This window comes from Planctopirus sp. SH287, assembly GCF_056500625.1.
On record NZ_CM151403.1, the window covers coordinates 1,674,108 to 1,692,697 of the forward strand.

The window sequence follows — 18,590 nt, forward strand, 5'->3', positions numbered from 1 at the left end:
CATCCAGCATCAAGGGCAGGCATCATACCCGGCAGCATGCGTTCACTCGTTATTCAACCCGTAATCGAGCATCGACACAATAGAACATTCCCGTCTCAGCATTCCTCTATGGCAATGCCGAAAAGGTTGAGGTGCCAACGATGTTACGGACAGTTCAACATCTGAAACCGGGATGCCCGGACAGAATCGCTGGGTGGCAACGCCCCAAGAGGTCAACGAGGTTGAAATGGGCTTGCTGAAGGCTATCTCTGCCTTGGCTCACTGAATTGGGCAAAGACGTCATGGGAGTGGCGGTGCGGCTCATGGCTCATCGACAATTGGCCTTTTGCGTTTTCAGCATACAGGTCGACCGTATGTGGGCAGCTTGTGCTATCACGCGTGATTCTGACGTAGAAAATGGCATGCCCAGTTTTTTTAGGCATGCCATTTCTGAAAAGAGTCTGGTGGGTTATTGCAATGCCATAGTGACTGTTTTCAGTTCGGTGTAGCTGGCGAGGGCGGCTTCGCCGAGTTCTCTTCCCATGCCGCTCATTTTGAAACCACCGAATGGTGCGGCGGCATCAAAGACGTCGTAACAGTTGATCCAGACGGTCCCGGCTCTCACGCTGTGGGCAATCCGATGAGCTTTGGCGACGTCTTGTGTCCAGACGGCGGCGGCGAGGCCGAAACTGGTGGCGTTGGCGCGGCGGGTGACTTCCTCAATCGATTCAAACGTGAGGATGCTGAGGACTGGCCCGAAGATTTCGTCGGTGGCGATGGCCATGTCATCGGTGACGTGATCAAAGACCGTCGGGGCGACATAGAAGCCCTTGTCTCCCACACGATGGCCGCCCGTGGCACAAGTTGCTCCTTGAGACTTGCCGAGTTCAATGTATTTCATGATCTTGTCGAACTGGTCGCGATCGACCTGTGGGCCTTGAGTGGTTTCCAGTTCGAGCGGATCGCCCAGTTTGCGAGCCTTGGCTCTGGCAACGACTTTGGCCACGAATTCTTCGTGGATTGATTTTTCAACAAACAGGCGGCTGCCTGCACAGCAACATTGTCCCTGATTGAAGAAGAGTCCGAACTCAGCCCCTGCCACGGCGGCGTCCAGATTGGCGTCGGCAAAGATAATGTTCGGGCTTTTGCCACCCAGTTCAAAAGTGAGGCGTTTGAGCGTGGCGGCAGCGTCGACCATGATCCGCTGGGCGGTCTCACCTGAGCCTGTGAAGGCGATTTTGTCGACATCGGAATGTTTGACGATGGCGGCGCCGGTTTCCCCAAAGCCGGTGACGACGTTAATCACGCCGGGTGGGAAGCCTGCTTCTGTGGCAAGTTCGGCCAGACGCAGGCAGGTGAGTGGCGTTTGTTCGGCAGGTTTCATGACGATGGTGCAGCCGGCGGCCAGTGCGGGACCCCACTTCCAGGCGACCATCAGCATCGGGAAATTCCAGGGGATGATCTGGCCACAGACGCCGGTGGGTTCGCGGCGGGTGTAGGTGAAGAATTCGCCGCGGACGGGGATGGTTTGTCCCACGATTTTATCAGCCCAGCCGGCGTAATAGCGGAGGCAGTCGATGACCAGCGGCAGATCGGCTTCGCGGCTGTCGCGGATGGGCTTGCCGTTGTCGAGTGTTTCCAATGCGGCCAGTTCATCAAAGTTGGCTTCAATCAGATCGGCGAGTTTGGCAATCAGCCTGCCACGATCACGGGCATCCATCGTGTGCCAGGGGCCTGATTCAAAGGCACGGCGGGCAGCGCCGACGGCGCGATCGACATCGACTTTAGTGGCCAAAGCCACATCGGCGATTTTTTCTTCGTTGACAGGATTGTATGTGGCGAACGTACGGCCATCGGCGGCATCGCACCATTCACCGCCGATCAGGAGCCTTGTTTGCCGGATGGCTGGTGCGGCGTACTTTTGAATGGGAGCAAGAGTGGCTGTCATGTGGTGAATTCCTGAGCTGTCGTCACGGTGAGCTTGTTGACAATGGTGCATTTCTGGAGTGAATTTGCTCAATCAGCATTATAACTGTTTGACGTGCTCTGGCCCTTCAAAAAACGAATCCTCACTGAAATCGGTGGTTGTGTTGATGTCACTTGATGTTCGCGGCCAGGTTCTGCGCAACAAAGGTGGTTATGTTAGAGGGACTTCGTCAGGGCGCGCCTCATGAACTGTGGTTGCAAAATCAGAGTTCATGAATCCGGCAGAAGTCTTTTCTGAAGGCTCGATCAGAGCCACCAATTGCTGGTGTTAATCGCACCAGTTGGGGCGTTTGCCTCACTCGAATTCGAGAATGACTGACCGCCGCCTCTGCTTAAGCCGTTCATCAGTGAGTTGTCTCCATCAGCGACCTTCGACACGATCAGTGACGAGACCTCGCCGATCACAATGATCTGATGAACTCGCAGGGGGAATGAACGCAATGAGATTTTTGCTGGTTGCTGCCGCAAATGAGTGTGAATTCGTTTTGTGGTACTTCCAGGCAGAGCCTTTTCGTTTTTTGATTGCGTCCGGTTTGTCCGGAACGGAAGTTCTGCGCACCGCTCTGATCTATCGCCTGACAGTGCAGCCCTCGATTGCTGGAAACAGTGGTCGAGGGCTGTCTTCGTTGAGAGAGTGGCTGATTCATGAACGCTGGTGCCTGTGGTGGTTGAGACGTATTTCCCAGCGAGAGTCAGTGTGAGTCTTTAGGAATTCGGGCGAAGGGTTACTTCAACGGCAGGTATTTGCCTTACCGGTTATGACGAATTTTCGGCGGGTAATGTTCTGGTGATAGTGGCTTTCAGAAAAGTTAGGTTTGTCTGCCTGAAGTTGTCCTTAAGGTTCCTTTGGCGGAGTGATGTTAATAGGGTGAGCCTTTCATTTTCTTAATGTGTGTTGTCTGGAGTGATGGAATTGTCTCTTGTGGTCTCAAGCGTGCCTTTAGAAGTTGACGCTCCGGCGACTGACGGGCCGCTCTGTGTCCGCAGACTGCATCCGCTTGATGCTACGGCTTTGGATGTGGCACGATGGCAAACACTGGCTGACCGAGCGATTGAACCGAACGTGTTTTTGTCGCCGGAGTTCGTGCAGCCCTTGCTGAGGGAAGTGAAAACGGCTCGCGAGCCTTCATTACTGGTGGTGGAAGACCTGAGAAGTGGAGAATGGTTAGGGCTGTCGCTGTTTGAAGTCTCTCCCTGGAATGTCTTTAATCCCTTCCCTCTGGCCACAGGGCTTACTTCTCCGTATGTGTTCCAGCAGAACTGGTTAATTGCGGCTCGAAATGCCCGGCGTGCGATTGGAACATTATTTGAACACCAGTTGCAGCAGCGGCAATGGCACGGTTTTCATTTCAAAAACCTGCCCATGGGTTCTATTCAGACCTATCTGATGGAGACAGTGGCCAGGCAATTGGGAATTTCGCTGACGATCTCCTGCCGCTGGGAACGGGCGGAGTATATCGCGCGAAGAAATCAATCCGTGGATGACTTGCTGAGCGGTTGTTCTAAAGGTCGGCGCAAATCATTGAGGCGCAGTCGGAGGTCACTGGAAAGCCTGGGGCAGGTCAACTATCGGCTGATGGCCGCTCATGGTGGGGATGATCCTTGCGTCGACCGGTTTCTTCGGCTGGAAATGATGGGCTGGAAAGGTCAGGAAGGAACTGCCATTGGTTTGCAGACTTCCCATGAAAAGTTTTTTCGTGGGATGATTGATCGTTTGTCCTTGCGTGGCGAGGTTCTGTTTGGAGAACTCTGTCTGAACGGGAACCCCATCGCAAGTACTTGCAATCTGCGCAGTGGGAATACCTTGATTGGCTTTAAGATTGGTTGGGACCCTGCCTATGGGGCGGGAGCACCGGGTTTATGGTCGGAAATTGAACTGGCTGGGGCCGTGAGTCGGCAGTATCCGGAAATCCATCAAATCGACAGTTGCGCTTTGAGCGGCTCTTATGTGGAATCTGTCTGGTCGGATCGCCAACTGATGTGTTCCGGGACGTTTTCGTGGTCACGCCGTGGCAAGGTCTACCAAATGGCGAAAACGTGCTACCGTGGGATCAAAAATCGCTATCAGGCATTGGTCACCCCCAATCCGCGGTCGGTCGCACCGATGAAGAGCGATGAGACCGGGGCCGCTGATTGATTGTGGTGGATCTCTTTGATGCGTCTCACGAAATCTTGGGCACGTTGATCCATTGGCCGGCGTCGGAAGATTTCAGGACAGCGTCAGCGACGGTTTGAGCATGGGCACCATGGTCGAAGCCCGGAACCGCAGGGCGATCTTCCAGAATGGCCGAGACGAATTCATAGACCAGGTCATAGCGGAAGAGTGTTGTTGGCAAGCCGTCGGTCGTGCTGCGTGGGCTGCCAGCGGGTTTGAGGTATTGGGCCGGGACTTCGACCTTCTCCATGGATCCGCCATGCTTGCCGAGCATGATGTGATGGGGTTCATTGAGGAGATAAGCCGCCGAGCCTTCACTGCCGTTAATTTCGGCCCATTCATAGCCCACCCCTTTATTGTGGTGGCCTTTCATGAGCGTGCTGCCTTCCCAGACACCCACGGCTCCAGATTCAAAGCGGCCGATCATGGCTGACCAGTCGTCGACATCGGAGGGTTCGCAGGGTTTACCGTCGGCTGTTTTGTCACGTGGGACAAACGTCTTGACGGCGCCGCAGACGCTTTGAATCGGGCCGAGCAGATCCTGAGCGAAATCGATGCGGTGGATTGTCATGTCATAAAGATCCCCTGCCCCGGCCAGCTTCTTATATTGTCGCCAACCCCAACTGGTTTCTGGCCAATCAAGGAATCGTTGGCTGCGGAAATGACGCGGTTCCCCCAGTCCGCCTGATTTTAGCAGGTAACGGAGATAGATCATCGACGGGGCGAAACGGTAGGTGAAAGCGGTCATGTGTTTGAGTTTCAGCTTGTCGGCCAGATGAAACATCTCCCAGGCTTCGGCTGCGGTGACGCCCAGAGGTTTCTCGCACATGACATGCTTGCCCCCTTCGAGGCAAGCCTTCGTGATCGGTAAATGAGTGAAGTTGGGAGTGGCGATGATCACCGCGTCGATGTCGGGCGAGTTGGCGATCTCTTCGACATTTGTCGTGTAAAGGGCATTTCCCCACTCGGCCTTGCGCTTATTCAGCAATTCCTCGTTGGGATCGCAGACAGCAGTGAGCACGCTCCGGTTGTCGATCCTGATACCGGGAACATGATGGAAATCGGAGACCAGCCCGGCACCAATGATGGCGATACGAACGGGAGCGGCCATGAGTCATGCTTTCAAATCTGTGTGGTCTGACCAATTATTCTGGCAGGTTATTTCACTTTTTGTCAGGCTTGTGGGTCTGCTTACTGCCCATTGCTCAAGCTGTCATCCGCATTCCGAAAATCAACGGCGCGTCGCGGGATGTGTTCTACATGCTTGCCCAAAGCTGCTGCAAGCAAGTCCTCCGGGCGCTGTTTCATATTGAAACGCGTCTGAAAAGGACATCATCGCGACTGCATGCGTGGATGGGAAGTGAGCGTCAGTCACAATCTCAAAATGTGTGTCGCCAGTCATCAATTGCCATGCAGATGACCTGCTTTTTTCAGCCAGTCGCGGGCTTCTTCTATTGAAGAAATTTTGCCTTCCAGCTGTTGATCGCGAAGTGTTTCCAGAAGGTCACGAAATTGGGGACTGGGGGAGAATCCCCAGCGAATCAGGTCATTTCCCGAGACAAGTAACGGCGGATTGATCTCGGATGCTGACCATGTGGCCAGACGTGCTTTCATGGTTTGAAGATGATCCGGGATGATCTGGCTTGCTGAATTCAGAGCTTCACCGATGGCGATTAATTCATGAATCAGTGAGTGGGCCAGCAGTTTTTTTTGCCGGGCGATGGGCCAGTGGCTGAACTCAGTCCAGACCTTCTGTTGTGAAGTGAGCCATCGCAGATTGTCGCGTTCCTGATTGGAAAGTTTGAGCAAGTTGCCAAGTTGACTGAGAACCGTTTGAGAAAGGTCTCCCCACCAGATGGCCATTGCAGTTTCAAAATGATGAGTCTGCAACGCTTTCAGAGTTGTTGATAGAGAGTCGGAACTTGTGGGAACATGGCCCTGGAAAATGGCCTCTGTTAAACCGGATTGGTCGAGTAATTGCACCGAATGGTGTCGGCTGGAATGGGCCAGCATACGACGAAGCTCTGCCGCAATTCGCTCATAACTGACAGCTTGAATTTCGGGTGCCAGTTCCTGAATTGCCAGCCAGGTGGAGGGTTCTATGGAAAAGTCAAGAATCGCATTGAAGCGAATGGCGCGGAGCAATCTCAGCTTGTCTTCTCTGAACCGGTCAGCGGCGTTGCCAATGGCACGAAGTTGATGCAATTCCAGGTCGGCGCGGCCACCGACATAATCATGAACGGTTTCAGTCAAGGGATCGAAGAACATGCCGTTGATGGTAAAGTCGCGTCGTTGGGCGTCTTCTTCGGGGGTGGAGAAAGTCACTGTTTCCGGATGGCGGCCATCGACATAAAGGCCATCTTTGCGAAAGGTGGCAACTTCCACTGGCGGAACAGCAGGTTGTTCGGCGGTTGCATGCGGTTCCCCCCGTTTTCGTGGTGGAAGAACCATGATCACCCCGAAACTTGCTCCCACGGCCTTTGTCCGGCGATGGCCAAACAACTGCTGAACCTCTTCGGGATTGGCCGATGTCGCGACGTCGTAATCTTTGGGGATTTTACCAAGGAGCAGATCTCGCACGCATCCACCGGCAAACAGAGCGATGTGCCCTGCCTGCCGGAGAGTTGTGACGATATCGGTGGCAAGTTCCCGTTGGGTGGGCATGTTGAGGGCTGATGGTTGGGAGTTGAGAATGCGGGTGTGGATGTAGGGTGGAGAGAAGTTTATGACTCACTTCTCTCCACCCCATTTTCTCAATTGCGATTGAAAATCTGCTGCGGATCTGGAGCTTTTTGTGATTAACGGGGCGTGTTACGAATACAAACTAATTCGGAACCTTTTCTGACCAGCAGACTGCCGGAGACAGCGGCCACTCCATACTGGGTGGGTGTCGCAAAATTTGCAGCAGCTTGTCGGCGGCCTTCGGTTTTCTCATTCGCCCCAAGGTTTGGGTCAACAACCACTTTTTCAGGATCCCAAAGGCGGTTTTCACTGAGAACGCGAAATTCTGGCCCTGTTGCAAGAACCGTCGTGATCCCTTCTTTTCCAAAGATGTAAAGTCGATCACCCACGCCCAGGGGGGTGGCCCACATGCTTTGCGGCAAACGTTCGGCGTACTTTTGTTCGCCAGTTTTGGTGTCGATGCAGTAGACGACCCCTGTACGATTCACCCAGTAAGAATAGCCCGCGTAGGTGACTGGTGAGCCGAATGTTGGGGTGGCGCTGGCTGCGATCCAGAGTGTTTTGAGTTCGACGCCGTTCTCGTTCTTTACGAGTTGTACGGCCCGATTGGATTTTTTAGCGGCCGCGGCACGCCCTGCATCTTCTCGGCCAACGGAAGCGCCAACCAGGAAGATTCCATCATCGGTCGAGATCGGGGTCGATGACGTGTTGCCGCCGACATCTGTCTGTGAAGCGAGAAGTTTTCCGTCGGCGGGGTCATAGACATCGACGCTGCCCGCTGAACTGCAAACGATATAAGTGGTGCCGTCGATGTTGGTGAGGGCGGGCGATGACCAGCTGCGACGTCCAGTCCGATCGACCTTCCAGCGGGTGGCACCGGTGGCTTTGTCGAGTTCAATGAGATATCCCCCCGCGTCCAGATCGAGCAGAATCGCGATCCAGTCTTTTCCCTGGACAGGAGAGGCGGCCAGACCAAATTCGCTGACCATTTGGCCGTAGTCTTTTGTTAATGAGCGCTGCCATTTGTGCTTGCCCGTGTGATCGCAGGCCAAGAGATCGCCGCTTTCATAAAAGACATAAACACCGGCATCATCGACGACGGGTGTCGGGGCGGCCCGACTGACATAAAGACTGGAATCTACAGGAGCGGTGTTGGCGATGGACGTTCGCCATTTCTCAGAACCGTCGGCCAAATTCAGGCAAACCAGGTGATAAGTATCTTTCTTAGGCCCTTCGACCGAAGTGACGTAAACGTGATCTTTCCAGATCACCGGGCTGGATTGACCATAGCCGGGGAGCTTGACGCTCCAGGCGATATTTTTCGATTCATTCCATTCGAGGGGGATGGATTCGGGATCAATTTCTCCACGACCTTGCCCTAAAAATGCTGGCCAATAGGCGCTGGATGGCTCAGCCGCTGAAAGCGGACTTTGTCCCTGAAAGCTGAGGGTGATGAAGCCAGCCAGGAAGAGATTCAAAGTCCATCGCAGAGAGCGTAAGCCGGGCAGGTGACGTAATGTTTGAAAGACTTGATTAGCCAGCATTTCGCGTTGATTCCGGTGTTGAAATTGGTTTTTGAACTCTGGAGAGAACTCTTGCTGGCGGCGGCTGGCAAAGTCTACTGGCAGTTTACCCGAGTTTCCGGCAGAATGTAGCCCACAAGATGTAACGTTTATCTCCCGCTCTATTGGGAGGTGAACAATTTGGTTGCGCGATGCCATGGATCAGGCTCATGAAACGCCGCTGGCGATATTGGTGCGAATTTCTCGCTTTCCGTGTGGCCGTTTGCGCTTGTGAAGTGCTCCCGGTTGCCTGGGTGGAAGCCATCGCCCAGACGCTTGCAGTTCTCCTTTGTGATGTGTTACCAGCAAAATGGACGAGAAAAGATGTGGCGATGGAAAACATTGCCAAGGCGTTTGGTGAGACACACTCCGTTGAACAGCAGGCAGCGATTCTGCGGGGAATGTGGGTTCATCTTTTCCGTATGATTCCTGAAATGGTGCAGGCTCCGCGAAAACTGCATGTCTATTCCTATCGACGCATCGTCCGATTTGGGAACTTTCATCCGACAGTGGAAGCGATGTGCTCAGGTCGACGGGTTATCTTTGTCGGGGGACACTTCGGTAATTGGGAGGTCGGAACCAGCATTTTCGGGCTTTGGGGATTTCCACTGGGCGTCATTGCCCGAGCACTGGATAACCCTTATCTGCATGACTGGTTCAAAGAGTATCGCGAATCGACCGGGCATCGTTTGATGCTTAAGCAGGGTGATTTTGACGACATGCTGAAAATGTTGTCGCGTGGCGGACACCTGGCTTTGCTGGGAGATCAGGATGCGGGGTCACGCGGGTTATTTGTTGATTTCTTTGGGCATCCTGCTTCGACATTTAAATCGATTGCGCTGCTGGCTCTGGAGTATGACGCGCTGCTGATGGTGGGATATTCAACCCGTGCTAGCGATCATTTTTCAAAGCAGCATTGGGTCGAGTTTGAAATGGGTTGTGAAGCACTGATTGATCCCCGGGCGATTTCGGCAAATGATCCTGTGCGAGAGATTACAGAACAATATACTCAGGCTCTGGAGCGCATGATCCGTCGTTCGCCGGAGCAGTATTTCTGGGTTCATCGCCGTTGGAAGAGTGAACCGCGTGTGCGCCGAAAAGCGGCATGACGCGTATTGAGATAAAAACTGACGGCATCTCGATCAGGATAGTGCCGTGTCACGGCTTTGTCTTCAGGTTGATGTCGCCACAACGTCCTCCGTTGTCGGACTTAACAACAGAAGAGACCCGAATTTTATACTTTGACAATGCAATAGGTTCGTTCCGTGAAGCGTATTCCTTTGGTTTCCCTCGTTGAATTTCCTGAAGATTCGGCAGGAGAGTATGTGGTTGAAGGGCGGATTATTGCCCTGTTTCACACCAAAGACGGATTGTCTGCTGTCGATGGGATGTGTCTGCATGCAGGCGGCCCGATTGCGAAAGGAACTGTGACCGGTTGCCTTGTCACCTGCCCCTGGCATGGATGGCAGTATGACCTTCGTACAGGCGAGCATGCACTTTCTCCGCGGCTGAAACTGCAGAAGTTCGGCGTGGTTGTGGAGGCTGGCGTGATTTGCATCGAATGGCCGGATTCTTAGCGGTGATAAGCGGCAAAGAGTGCGGGTGCTATTTGCGTCATGAGCGATTTTTGCGTCATGATTGATGCGACCGGGCGTCGATATTCGACGATGACGGCTGTGGTACGCCAGGAAGGCACCATGGCTGGCTGATCAGAGGCTTGTTCATGAAGGAACGGCTTCTATCTCGAATTTTTGATGGATCAGTGATTTCTTGTGACCAGCTTTCTACTGATGAAGGCGCTTTGGTTAGAGGACGCTGATCTCCGGTAGAACTTCGTCAGTGAGCCCATGGAGGGCGTCTCTATGACTCGATCAATCATTTTATGGTTGTCCGTACTCATTCTGCTCGTGCAGGCGGGGACAACGACAATTGCGGGTGATGGGCCACGAATCTGGTCGAAAGACTGGTGGGCCGATCGTTCAACCGATCCTGCCGGTTCTCGCCAGGTTTATAAAGATGGGAAATACTGGCCCCCCTATCCTCGTCCCGCGGGGCGCGGTCAGACGTTTGTGCATCAATATCACCATGCACATTATTGGCCGCATCCTTACCGCTGTGAGGATCAGGACTCGATCCGCGCCGCACTGGCAATTCAGGCCGGCAATGGCTGGGCTGATGCCACCACAATTCATGAATATCATTTCGACGAAGAAAGTAATGCGCTGAATACTTCGGGAATGCGTCAGATTCAGTGGATTCTTACGTCTGTTCCCCCAGAGCACCGCTCGATCTTTGTGGCGCGGACAGGCCGGGCTGATATTGATCAGGTACGCATGGCGCAGGTTCAGCAGTTAGTCGGAGAGATCGATCCGGGAGCGATGAGCTTGATCCAACAGCGGATTGATGATCCGGTTGGCCGTCCTGCCCAGGAGATTGATCGCCTTCAGAATATGGAACTTCGCAGCATGCCTAAGCCACGTCTTCAGATGACGGTGGGGGTTGGTTCGGGAACACCATCGTCTGGAGCCGCGACTTCCACAGGGGGAACTATGGGAGCCGCTATTGCTCCCTAGATATTGGCCCTTTGGTGATGTTTCAGCTCACGGGGGCCTTCTGTGACTTTTCAGCAGAAGAACCCTTATGAAATGCCGTGAATGGTAAGCAAATGATGTCTTGTTTGGCATCAAGGAAATGAGAGCAAGGGAACCGGTGCCAGCCCTTGATCTCTGCCTTGTTTAGTCCCACCAACCGTGAGGCGATGGAGCGTCGCCTTCTCGTGGTGCGCGGGCGATAGCAGACTGCTTCAAACTCAGGCTGTTGTCGCAACTGTGCAGCCTGCAATTGAATGAGGGAATTTGGCATGGCTGACATGACAGGATCGCAGCCTCCCATCGGCCCGGCGCCCCCATTGCGGTCACAGGGCAGCGCTCCTTCACGAGGAAGTCATTCGTCTGAGACTGCAAGTGATTTGTTTACGATGCCTTCAAGGCCATCAGCGATTCGGCCACCGGTGATCGTTCCCAGGGTGGATGCCAGCGATGACTCGGATGATCCCGAGGGGATGCCGCTTCCCAATTCCAACCGAGGTCATGGGCAAGTCCCGGTGATGACGGTTCCGGCTCCTCGTGTTCCTGCCAACCTGAAAGAAACCGGGCTGGGAGTCGGAAATCTGGCCGAGTTCGTGCTGAAAGAGCTTTACGTTCACGGAAATATGTTTGGCGCGGATATCGCTCGGCAACTGCGCCTCCCCTTCCCGATTCTCGATGAAGCCCTTCGTTTTTTGAAGGATCAAAGGTGTATTGAGGTATCTCAGGGGGATCTGCTGGGGCGAGTTTCCTACCGGTTCAGTTTGACCGACATGGGCCGTGTCCGTGCCCGGGAAAGCTTCGAGAATTGCCGATATGTCGGGCCGGCCCCAGTGACGCTCGAACAATACGTCGAGCAATGCCGGCGACAGGCTGTCTCTGGGGTGTACTGTAATCCCCAGACGATTATGCAGGCATTTCAAGGAATGATTTTGCGGAAAGGTCTGCTCGATGAGATTGGCCCCGCTGTTTGCAGTGGGCGTTCTATTTTTGTCTATGGGCCACCTGGTAACGGCAAAACCATGATTGCTAAAGGACTTGGCCGTTACCTGAATATGTTCTGTGGCGAAATCTACGTCCCTTATGCGATCCAGACCGAAAATAGCATTATTACGGTTTACGATCCCATTCTGCATAAAGCGACAGACGAGTCAGAACAGCAGGCCACAATCAATTCGGCAAATATTGCTTCTCCCAGTGCAGGTAACGGCGGCGGATCGCTAGTTGTCGGCAACGGAGCCTCTGATCCTCGCTGGCGAAGAATTCGGCGTCCAGTTGTAGTGACCGGTGGTGAGCTGACATTAGAGATGCTGGAGCTTCAATATAGCCGGGTTTCTCAGTTTTATGCGGCACCGCTACATATTAAAGCGAATGGCGGAGTGTTTCTCATTGATGACTTTGGTCGGCAACTTGTCAGTCCACGTGATCTGTTGAATCGGTGGATTCTGCCGCTGGAAGAGCGGCTGGACTATCTGACGTTGGCGACTGGTCGAAAATTTGCTGTCCCTTTCGAGCAGCTGACAATTTTCTCAACGAACCTTGATCCTGGCGATCTAGTCGATGATGCGTTTCTGCGTCGAATCCGCCACAAGATTAAAATCGAAGCACCGAACCGTTCGTTATTTACAGAAATATTCAAACTGACATGTGAACAACGACAGATTCCTTATCGTGATGAGGCTGTTGAGTATCTTTATCAAAATCATTACGACCGTGGCAGATTGCCCAGATCGAGCGACCCGCGAGATTTACTAGAGATTGCGGTTGCAATCTGCCGATTCAGGAATGAAAGCATTCAGTTGAGCGAGCAGTTGATCGCCGATGCCGCAGCCCGTTTTTTCTATACGGGCTGATGGCGGGCTTTGTCGAGATGTCTTCGCGGGTTCGGTTGCCTAACTTGCCGGTCATCAAGGACGAGAAACCAGCATGAGTTGTTCTGATAGTTCCTATTCCGTTCTCTTTCGGAACAGCGCTCTTCAAGGAGCTGCGGGTGTTGGGAATGCTCGGGGCATTTTCCAGCAAAATGCCACATGGGCACTTTTCTATCTCGCATTAGTCTGGTTGGTATTCTCAAACGCAGGATGCACAACGACCCCAGGACAAGCTGCGACATCGATCTGGCCAAGCTCGATGAGCAGTTCAGATCATGGCCCGGTCAAATTGCGTGACCCGGTCAAGATTCATGTCGCCTATGGGAAATGGAACGAGAGTTCAGGGAATATCAAAGCTGCCCGTGAATCCTATCAGGAGGCGATTGATAAAGACCCTAAATCGATTGACGCCATGTTAGGGTTAGCCCGTCTGGAGATCATGGGGGGGCGATTATCCGAAGCGGAAACATTGATTAACAAAGCCGCTAAACAGGCGCCAAGAAATCCTCAGGTTTACATCGCTATTGGTCAGCTACACGAAACGCGTAGTGATTGGGAGAGCGCGATTGCTGAATATCGGTCTGCTGTGATGGCGGCCCCGGAAGATGCGGGCTGCCATTTTCATCTGGCAGCAGCTTTAGCTAAAAGTGGCGATCTCGATGCCGGTTTTAATGAGTTCTCGAAAGCCCAAGGCCCAGCAGTGGCTCATTACAATATCGGCTACATCCTTCGTGAAAAAGGTGATGATCAGGCTGCGCAAGTTCATTTTGCGCGAGCCTTACAATTCAATCCCGATCTGCAGGCGGCCAGTACGATGTTGGCTCAATATCGTAAGGCTCAAATCAACGGTGCCGATACGGTACTCGCTGAGCGGGCAACCGGCCCTGCGAAGGTCAAGCAAGTCTCCAGTCAGGCGAGCGACACTCCCCAGAGTGGGTTTAGTGCTGAGAACACGGTCTATCGCACGGAAAAAATCCCGCCACCTTCGGGCTTGAATCCGGTTCAGAATGAACAGTGGATGAATCAGAGTTCTCGTTAGGTTAAAACTGTTCTGATCACTGCTGCTGCGGATAATGATTCGTCTCATTAATCTTCTGTGTCGCTTGCCAGACTCAGGTCAGGTTGCTGGAATTCCCCACAGGAATTCTATGAAACCGGAGTCGAGGCGGATGCAAACAGCGATTATTCAGAAGGTCGATGAGGCCGTAAAAGCACTTAAGGCCGGGGAATTGGTCGCGGTTCCGACTGAGACCGTGTATGGGCTTGCGGGTCTGGGGTTAGACAGTGATGTTCTGGCGAAGATTTTCGCTGCCAAGGATCGTCCGACATTTGATCCGTTGATTTTGCACATCGCCCGGCCGGGGCAGATTTCACAACTGGCGAGTGAAGTTCCTCATGATGCCCGTCGGTTGGTTGATAACTTCTGGCCAGGGCCATTGACGCTTGTCGTGCCGAAGAAGCCGCATGTTCCTGAATTGGCCACCGCAGGGTTAGGGACAGTGGCGATTCGATGCCCGGGGCATCCATTGATGCGACAAGTGATTGAACGGGTGGGGGCACCGTTGGCGGCTCCCAGTGCCAATCTTTTTGGTAGACTGAGTCCAACCACCGCTGCCCATGTTGTCGAGCAATTAGAGGGGCGAATCCCATTTGTTCTGGATGGTGGCGCCTGTGAAGTTGGCGTGGAATCTACCATTGTCGGTTTTCTGTCCGATGGTGTTTACCTTCTCAGACCCGGCGGGCTGCCGATTGAGCGGATTGAGCGAATGATCGGGCCATTAAAACGCCCGGCATCGGCCAGCAAAGAACAGTCTGCTATCGGCCAGTCTGCACCGGGGCAGTCTGCACCGGGGCTATTGCCGCAACATTATGCGCCGGTAACCCCTGTGGTTGTGATTGATCATTGGGGGCAACTTTTGCCTACGGATGGAGTGTTGACATTCAGCGAGGTTCCCGCAGGACATGTTGGCCCTATGGTCGTTCTCTCGCCCAAAGGAAATCTGAAGGAAGCGGCCAGCCAATTTTTTGAAGCCCTGCATCAACTGGATCGTGCGGGTGTCCCGAGGATTGTCGCTCTCCGATTTCCTGAGCAGGGGTTAGGGCTGGCCTTGAACGACCGGCTTTTGCGGGCAGCCGCGACTCACAGGGATTGATTGACGTTCTGGCAGTTATTCAGCGTGACAGTCATTCACGGTCGATCAGATGTCTCTGTGGGTAGAAAATCCAGTCCATTTGCAAACCGTTTTATCTGTGGTAACCTCGGAGGGACGTATGGGTGTCGAGTGGGCGTGTTGCTCATTTGAAGAATAGGGAAGACGGTGTGAACCCGTCGCGGACCCGCCGCTGTATCCGGGGACGAACGTCGCAAGATGCCACTGCGCGGAATCGCGCGGGAAGGTGCGGCCAGTAGGATGATCCGGGAGTCAGAAGACCTGCCCATTCAACGTGTTTGTTGGCCGACGTGCGCTGAGGTGAGTGTTCTTTAAGCTTTGTCTGTCTGATGTGATTTTGTGCTGCCTCCTGAAATTGAGGTGCCGCAATTCGGATCGATAAATAGCCAGAGATCACTCGTCAAATTCGTAGCGTCGGCACTCCTTCGTGGTCGAGGTTGCTGGAAATGTTTGTTTCAACATGGCTCCCGTGTGGTGCCAATGGTGCTCTATCGGTACGCACTTCACGTCGCGGCTTTACGCTAATTGAACTGCTCGTCGTGATTGCCATCATTGCGGTGTTAATTGGGTTGCTGTTGCCTGCTGTGCAACAGGCACGAGCGGCGGCCCGCACAACGCAGTGTCGGAATAATCTGAAACAACTGATTCTCGCGACGCATAACTATGCCGAGACACATCGCGGGTATCTGGTGCCCTATAAGATTGATGATGTCAATCAACAGGCTTATGTCCTGGGGGGCTTTTCCTCGAGCGTGAGAGGAAATATTCTTTACTGGTTCGGGAATGTCAACGAGGACGAACCTGATCAGTCAAGGCAGCTGGATTTCAAACGGGGGCCGTTAGCGCCCTATATGGAATCGAATCGTGCCAGCTATCAGTGCCCTGACTTTGGGCCTGCTCAAATGGAGGTCATTCGATTTGGGCAACCAGCGTCCGGCTATGCAATCAATGGCGTGATATCTCCAGGGACGAATTATGATTATGCGCCACCGACATGGTCAGCAGCGCTTGGCAGTCGACCTGTTGCCTATCAACTCAAAGACATTACTCAACTGACACAGACGGTGGCCTTTGCTGATAGTGCACAGGTCAATTTCAGCGCCAATTTTGGGGAAGTGTTTCAACTGGAACCTCCCAGCAACAATTTTCCCAATGTCCATTTTCGGCACCATGACAACGCGAATGTGGCCTTTATGGATGGGCATGTCGAATCTCGCCCCCGCCATTTTCTGGCACCGACAGGCTTCACACCGGTTCAACTGGGAAAAATGGAAGAGCATCGGTTGGGCTATATCAGTAACGGCAATCTTGGAAACTCTCTTCTGCAAGATGAACTCTACGACCGGGAATGATTCTTTAATTAAGCAGGATCATTTGACACGGTTTATCTGAGTCTATTCTGTGAGAGGATGGTGATCATTGTCGAATTCACGCTATTGGTTTTTTGGAGGAGTGCTCGTTCTGGTCATGTTGGTCTGGTGGCCGATCCTGGGAGGAAGAGGACAGATTACACCAGTGCGTGACGATGAAGTGCCACTAGTGCATTTTATTGATACTCGCTCGGGAGAAGTCTTTCCCATACGCTCACAGGAAAGAATTGAAAAGCACCCAGTAAGTGGAGAAAAAACCTTGTTTCCCGGGGCATATTGCAGCAAATGTGATAAATGGCGATTGGTGCCCAACCTCGATAACATGCAGTCCAACCCGGCTACAAGAAATTGTCCGATCCACCGGATTCCCATGGTGATTGTACGCGACGAAGAATCTCTCCATTAAGTAAAACCGGGCTAATTTTCCTCGGGCAATAGAGCTTTCAAACTCATCGGTTTTGTGACTTAGGGGTGAAATCAACGGAATGGCAAGTGGTACTCCATCTCCAGAGCATGCTATTCCGTTGGTTGTTTCCTGGAGTGGTGGGAAAGACAGTCTGCTGGCGCTGGAAGCGCTGTTACAGCAACCCGCTATATATGATGTTCGTGGATTATTGACGACTTACTGCGATGCCACCCGTCGCTCGGCCATTCATGGCATTCCGCTTTCGCTGATTGAGCAGCAGGCAGAGGCACTTCGATTGCCGCTGCTTGCTGTTCCTTTGCCGAAAGACTGCCCGAATACGATGTATGAAGAGATCCTTGGCAAGGTCTGGGGTTCGCTTAAAAGAGAGCAGATCGCTACATGTGCGTTCGGCGATTTATTTCTCGATGATATTCGTCAATACCGCGAGCAACTCTATCAATCCTGGGATGTGACTCCACTCTTTCCCGTTTGGCAGGTTTCCAGCGATGCAGTGCTTCGCCAGTTGAGAGAACGAAAATACACGGCTATCGTGTGTAGCGTTATGGCGAGTCTGTTAGATGATCGTTTCCTTGGGCGATTTCTGGACGATGACTTTATCCGCGATCTTCCCGAAGGGATCGATCTCGCGGGTGAGAATGGCGAATTTCACAGCTTTGTTGTAGATGGCCCTCTGTTTCGCAAACGGATTCGATGGGAAGCCAGCGGAATTCGTGACGAAGGGGTTTATCGCCAATTGGTGCTTCGCTGAAGCCTGTTGCATTTGATAGCTGGGAGAGAGTATGCGTCGGCCCGAGCGGATTGTCTCACTGATTGCCAGTGCCACGGAAATTGTTGATGGCTTGGGCCTGACGGATGAACTGGTGGGGCGATCCCACGAATGTGACTATCCACCTCGTATTCTTCCCCTCCCCATGTGTTCGTCAGCTAAACTCGATGTGCATGGTTCAAGTCTGGAAATCGATGAACGAGTCAAAGAGGTGCTGCGGAGTGCTACATCCGTTTATAACGTTGATGTAGACCTGTTGAATGAATTGGCCCCCACGTTGATTATCACGCAGACTCAATGCGAAGTTTGTGCCGTGAGTCTGAAGGATGTGGAAGCCGCGATGTGTGCTGTCGTGTTGAGCCAGCCACGGATTGTGGCTTGTGAGCCGAACTGGCTGAAAGATGTCTGGAGTGACATCGAGCGTGTGGCCATTGCGGCTGGTGTCGAAGAACGAGGCCGCGATCTGATTACTCGCTCACAGCAGCGTCTGGCAGAAATCGAGCGACAAGCCACTGCGCTGGAACGAAAGCCACGTGTGGCTTGTATCGAATGGATGGAACCGATCATGGCGGCCGGCAATTGGGTGCCAGAACTGGTGAGGATGGCCGGCGGCGACAATTTGTTCGGCGTGGCTGGTGAGCATTCCCCCTGGATGACATGGGACGAACTGGTTGCGTCGGAACCTGATGTTGTGCTGGTCATGCCCTGTGGTTTTGATATCCCGCGAATTCAGCAGGAATGGCCCTGCCTGGCTGAGCATCCTCGCTGGAAAGAACTCCGGGCCGTGCAGACTGGCGAAGTCTATATTGTCGATGGAAATCAGTATTTTAATCGTCCTGGGCCGCGACTGGTGGAGTCAGCCGAGATTCTGGCTGAGATCCTGCACCCTGACGTTTTCTCGTTTGGGCATGCTGGCGTCGCGTATCTACGAGCAAACTGAATAAGCCTCTGTTACGTGAACTCAGGAGAGCACACTTCTACTTGAGTGGCGATTATTGCCGATATTGGCGCATCGCATCACAACAATTGAAACAGG

The 18,590-nt window shown here is 53.2% G+C and carries 14 protein-coding genes and 1 riboswitch; of the genes, 10 read left to right on the forward strand and 4 right to left on the reverse strand.

Going from position 1 to position 18,590, the window contains the following annotated elements; all coding sequences use genetic code 11:
* Positions 1-448 precede the first annotated feature (448 nt).
* Positions 449-1,927, reverse strand: coding sequence for an aldehyde dehydrogenase family protein (locus tag SH287x_RS06395; RefSeq protein WP_479517743.1), 1,479 nt, complete (start codon positions 1,925-1,927; stop codon positions 449-451).
* A 960-nt stretch (positions 1,928-2,887) separates the two neighbouring features.
* On the opposite strand from SH287x_RS06395, the gene SH287x_RS06400 reads away from it, so the two are divergent.
* Entirely contained in the window at positions 2,888-4,102 is a 1,215-nt protein-coding gene (locus SH287x_RS06400) for a GNAT family N-acetyltransferase (RefSeq protein ID WP_479518674.1), read from the forward strand.
* A 25-nt stretch (positions 4,103-4,127) separates the two neighbouring features.
* Here SH287x_RS06400 and SH287x_RS06405 read toward each other — a convergent pair whose 3' ends face one another.
* The 3 genes from SH287x_RS06405 to SH287x_RS06415 all read right to left on the reverse strand — a co-directional run bounded on the left by SH287x_RS06405 (position 4,128) and on the right by SH287x_RS06415 (position 8,346).
* Positions 4,128-5,231, reverse strand: coding sequence for a Gfo/Idh/MocA family protein (locus tag SH287x_RS06405; RefSeq protein ID WP_479517744.1), 1,104 nt, complete (start codon positions 5,229-5,231; stop codon positions 4,128-4,130).
* A gap of 290 nt (positions 5,232-5,521) precedes the next feature.
* Positions 5,522-6,784 (reverse strand): CCA tRNA nucleotidyltransferase, encoded by a 1,263-nt coding sequence (locus tag SH287x_RS06410; RefSeq protein ID WP_479517746.1) that lies wholly within the window; start codon positions 6,782-6,784, stop codon positions 5,522-5,524.
* Positions 6,785-6,918: 134 nt separating this feature from the next.
* Positions 6,919-8,346 (reverse strand): outer membrane protein assembly factor BamB family protein, encoded by a 1,428-nt coding sequence (locus tag SH287x_RS06415; RefSeq protein ID WP_479517747.1) that lies wholly within the window; start codon positions 8,344-8,346, stop codon positions 6,919-6,921.
* Between the two features lie 188 nt (positions 8,347-8,534).
* Here SH287x_RS06415 and SH287x_RS06420 point away from each other — a divergent pair, with 188 nt between their 5' ends.
* The 9 genes from SH287x_RS06420 to SH287x_RS06460 all read left to right on the forward strand — a co-directional run bounded on the left by SH287x_RS06420 (position 8,535) and on the right by SH287x_RS06460 (position 18,494).
* Positions 8,535-9,473, forward strand: coding sequence for a lysophospholipid acyltransferase family protein (locus SH287x_RS06420; RefSeq protein ID WP_479517749.1), 939 nt, complete (start codon positions 8,535-8,537; stop codon positions 9,471-9,473).
* Positions 9,474-9,629: 156 nt separating this feature from the next.
* On the forward strand, positions 9,630-9,941 hold the full coding sequence (locus SH287x_RS06425) for a Rieske (2Fe-2S) protein (protein WP_479517751.1): 312 nt from the start codon (positions 9,630-9,632) through the stop codon (positions 9,939-9,941).
* 285 nt (positions 9,942-10,226) lie between these two features.
* On the forward strand, positions 10,227-10,937 hold the full coding sequence (locus tag SH287x_RS06430; protein ID WP_479517752.1) for a hypothetical protein: 711 nt from the start codon (positions 10,227-10,229) through the stop codon (positions 10,935-10,937).
* Between the two features lie 287 nt (positions 10,938-11,224).
* Positions 11,225-12,802, forward strand: coding sequence for an ATPase (locus SH287x_RS06435; protein ID WP_479517753.1), 1,578 nt, complete (start codon positions 11,225-11,227; stop codon positions 12,800-12,802).
* Between the two features lie 73 nt (positions 12,803-12,875).
* Entirely contained in the window at positions 12,876-13,859 is a 984-nt protein-coding gene (locus tag SH287x_RS06440) for a tetratricopeptide repeat protein (protein ID WP_479517754.1), read from the forward strand.
* Positions 13,860-13,989: 130 nt separating this feature from the next.
* Positions 13,990-14,973 carry an L-threonylcarbamoyladenylate synthase gene (locus SH287x_RS06445; RefSeq protein WP_479517756.1) on the forward strand — a complete coding sequence of 328 codons (984 nt, stop codon included), beginning with the start codon at positions 13,990-13,992 and terminating at the stop codon, positions 14,971-14,973.
* A gap of 103 nt (positions 14,974-15,076) precedes the next feature.
* Positions 15,077-15,274, forward strand: a riboswitch (cobalamin riboswitch).
* Between the two features lie 163 nt (positions 15,275-15,437).
* Positions 15,438-16,343, forward strand: a complete 906-nt coding sequence (locus SH287x_RS06450; protein ID WP_479517757.1) for a DUF1559 family PulG-like putative transporter — start codon at positions 15,438-15,440, stop codon at positions 16,341-16,343.
* Positions 16,344-16,846: 503 nt separating this feature from the next.
* Entirely contained in the window at positions 16,847-17,536 is a 690-nt protein-coding gene (locus SH287x_RS06455; protein ID WP_479517758.1) for a Dph6-related ATP pyrophosphatase, read from the forward strand.
* Between the two features lie 31 nt (positions 17,537-17,567).
* Positions 17,568-18,494 (forward strand): cobalamin-binding protein, encoded by a 927-nt coding sequence (locus SH287x_RS06460; protein WP_479517759.1) that lies wholly within the window; start codon positions 17,568-17,570, stop codon positions 18,492-18,494.
* Positions 18,495-18,590: the final 96 nt, after the last annotated feature.

What these genes read in the sequence shown, in the direction of transcription:
- SH287x_RS06455 (WP_479517758.1), top strand. Translation starts at nt 16,847, where the DNA reads ATGGCAAGTGGTACTCCATCTCCAGAGCATGCTATTCCGTTGGTTGTT.
- SH287x_RS06460 (WP_479517759.1), top strand. Translation starts at nt 17,568, where the DNA reads ATGCGTCGGCCCGAGCGGATTGTCTCACTGATTGCCAGTGCCACGGAA.
- SH287x_RS06440 (WP_479517754.1), top strand. Translation starts at nt 12,876, where the DNA reads ATGAGTTGTTCTGATAGTTCCTATTCCGTTCTCTTTCGGAACAGCGCT.
- SH287x_RS06410 (WP_479517746.1), bottom strand. Translation starts at nt 6,784, where the DNA reads ATGCCCACCCAACGGGAACTTGCCACCGATATCGTCACAACTCTCCGG.
- SH287x_RS06435 (WP_479517753.1), top strand. Translation starts at nt 11,225, where the DNA reads ATGGCTGACATGACAGGATCGCAGCCTCCCATCGGCCCGGCGCCCCCA.
- SH287x_RS06405 (WP_479517744.1), bottom strand. Translation starts at nt 5,231, where the DNA reads ATGGCCGCTCCCGTTCGTATCGCCATCATTGGTGCCGGGCTGGTCTCC.
- SH287x_RS06445 (WP_479517756.1), top strand. Translation starts at nt 13,990, where the DNA reads ATGCAAACAGCGATTATTCAGAAGGTCGATGAGGCCGTAAAAGCACTT.
- SH287x_RS06395 (WP_479517743.1), bottom strand. Translation starts at nt 1,927, where the DNA reads ATGACAGCCACTCTTGCTCCCATTCAAAAGTACGCCGCACCAGCCATC.
- SH287x_RS06415 (WP_479517747.1), bottom strand. Translation starts at nt 8,346, where the DNA reads ATGCTGGCTAATCAAGTCTTTCAAACATTACGTCACCTGCCCGGCTTA.
- SH287x_RS06420 (WP_479517749.1), top strand. Translation starts at nt 8,535, where the DNA reads ATGAAACGCCGCTGGCGATATTGGTGCGAATTTCTCGCTTTCCGTGTG.
- SH287x_RS06430 (WP_479517752.1), top strand. Translation starts at nt 10,227, where the DNA reads ATGACTCGATCAATCATTTTATGGTTGTCCGTACTCATTCTGCTCGTG.
- SH287x_RS06450 (WP_479517757.1), top strand. Translation starts at nt 15,438, where the DNA reads ATGTTTGTTTCAACATGGCTCCCGTGTGGTGCCAATGGTGCTCTATCG.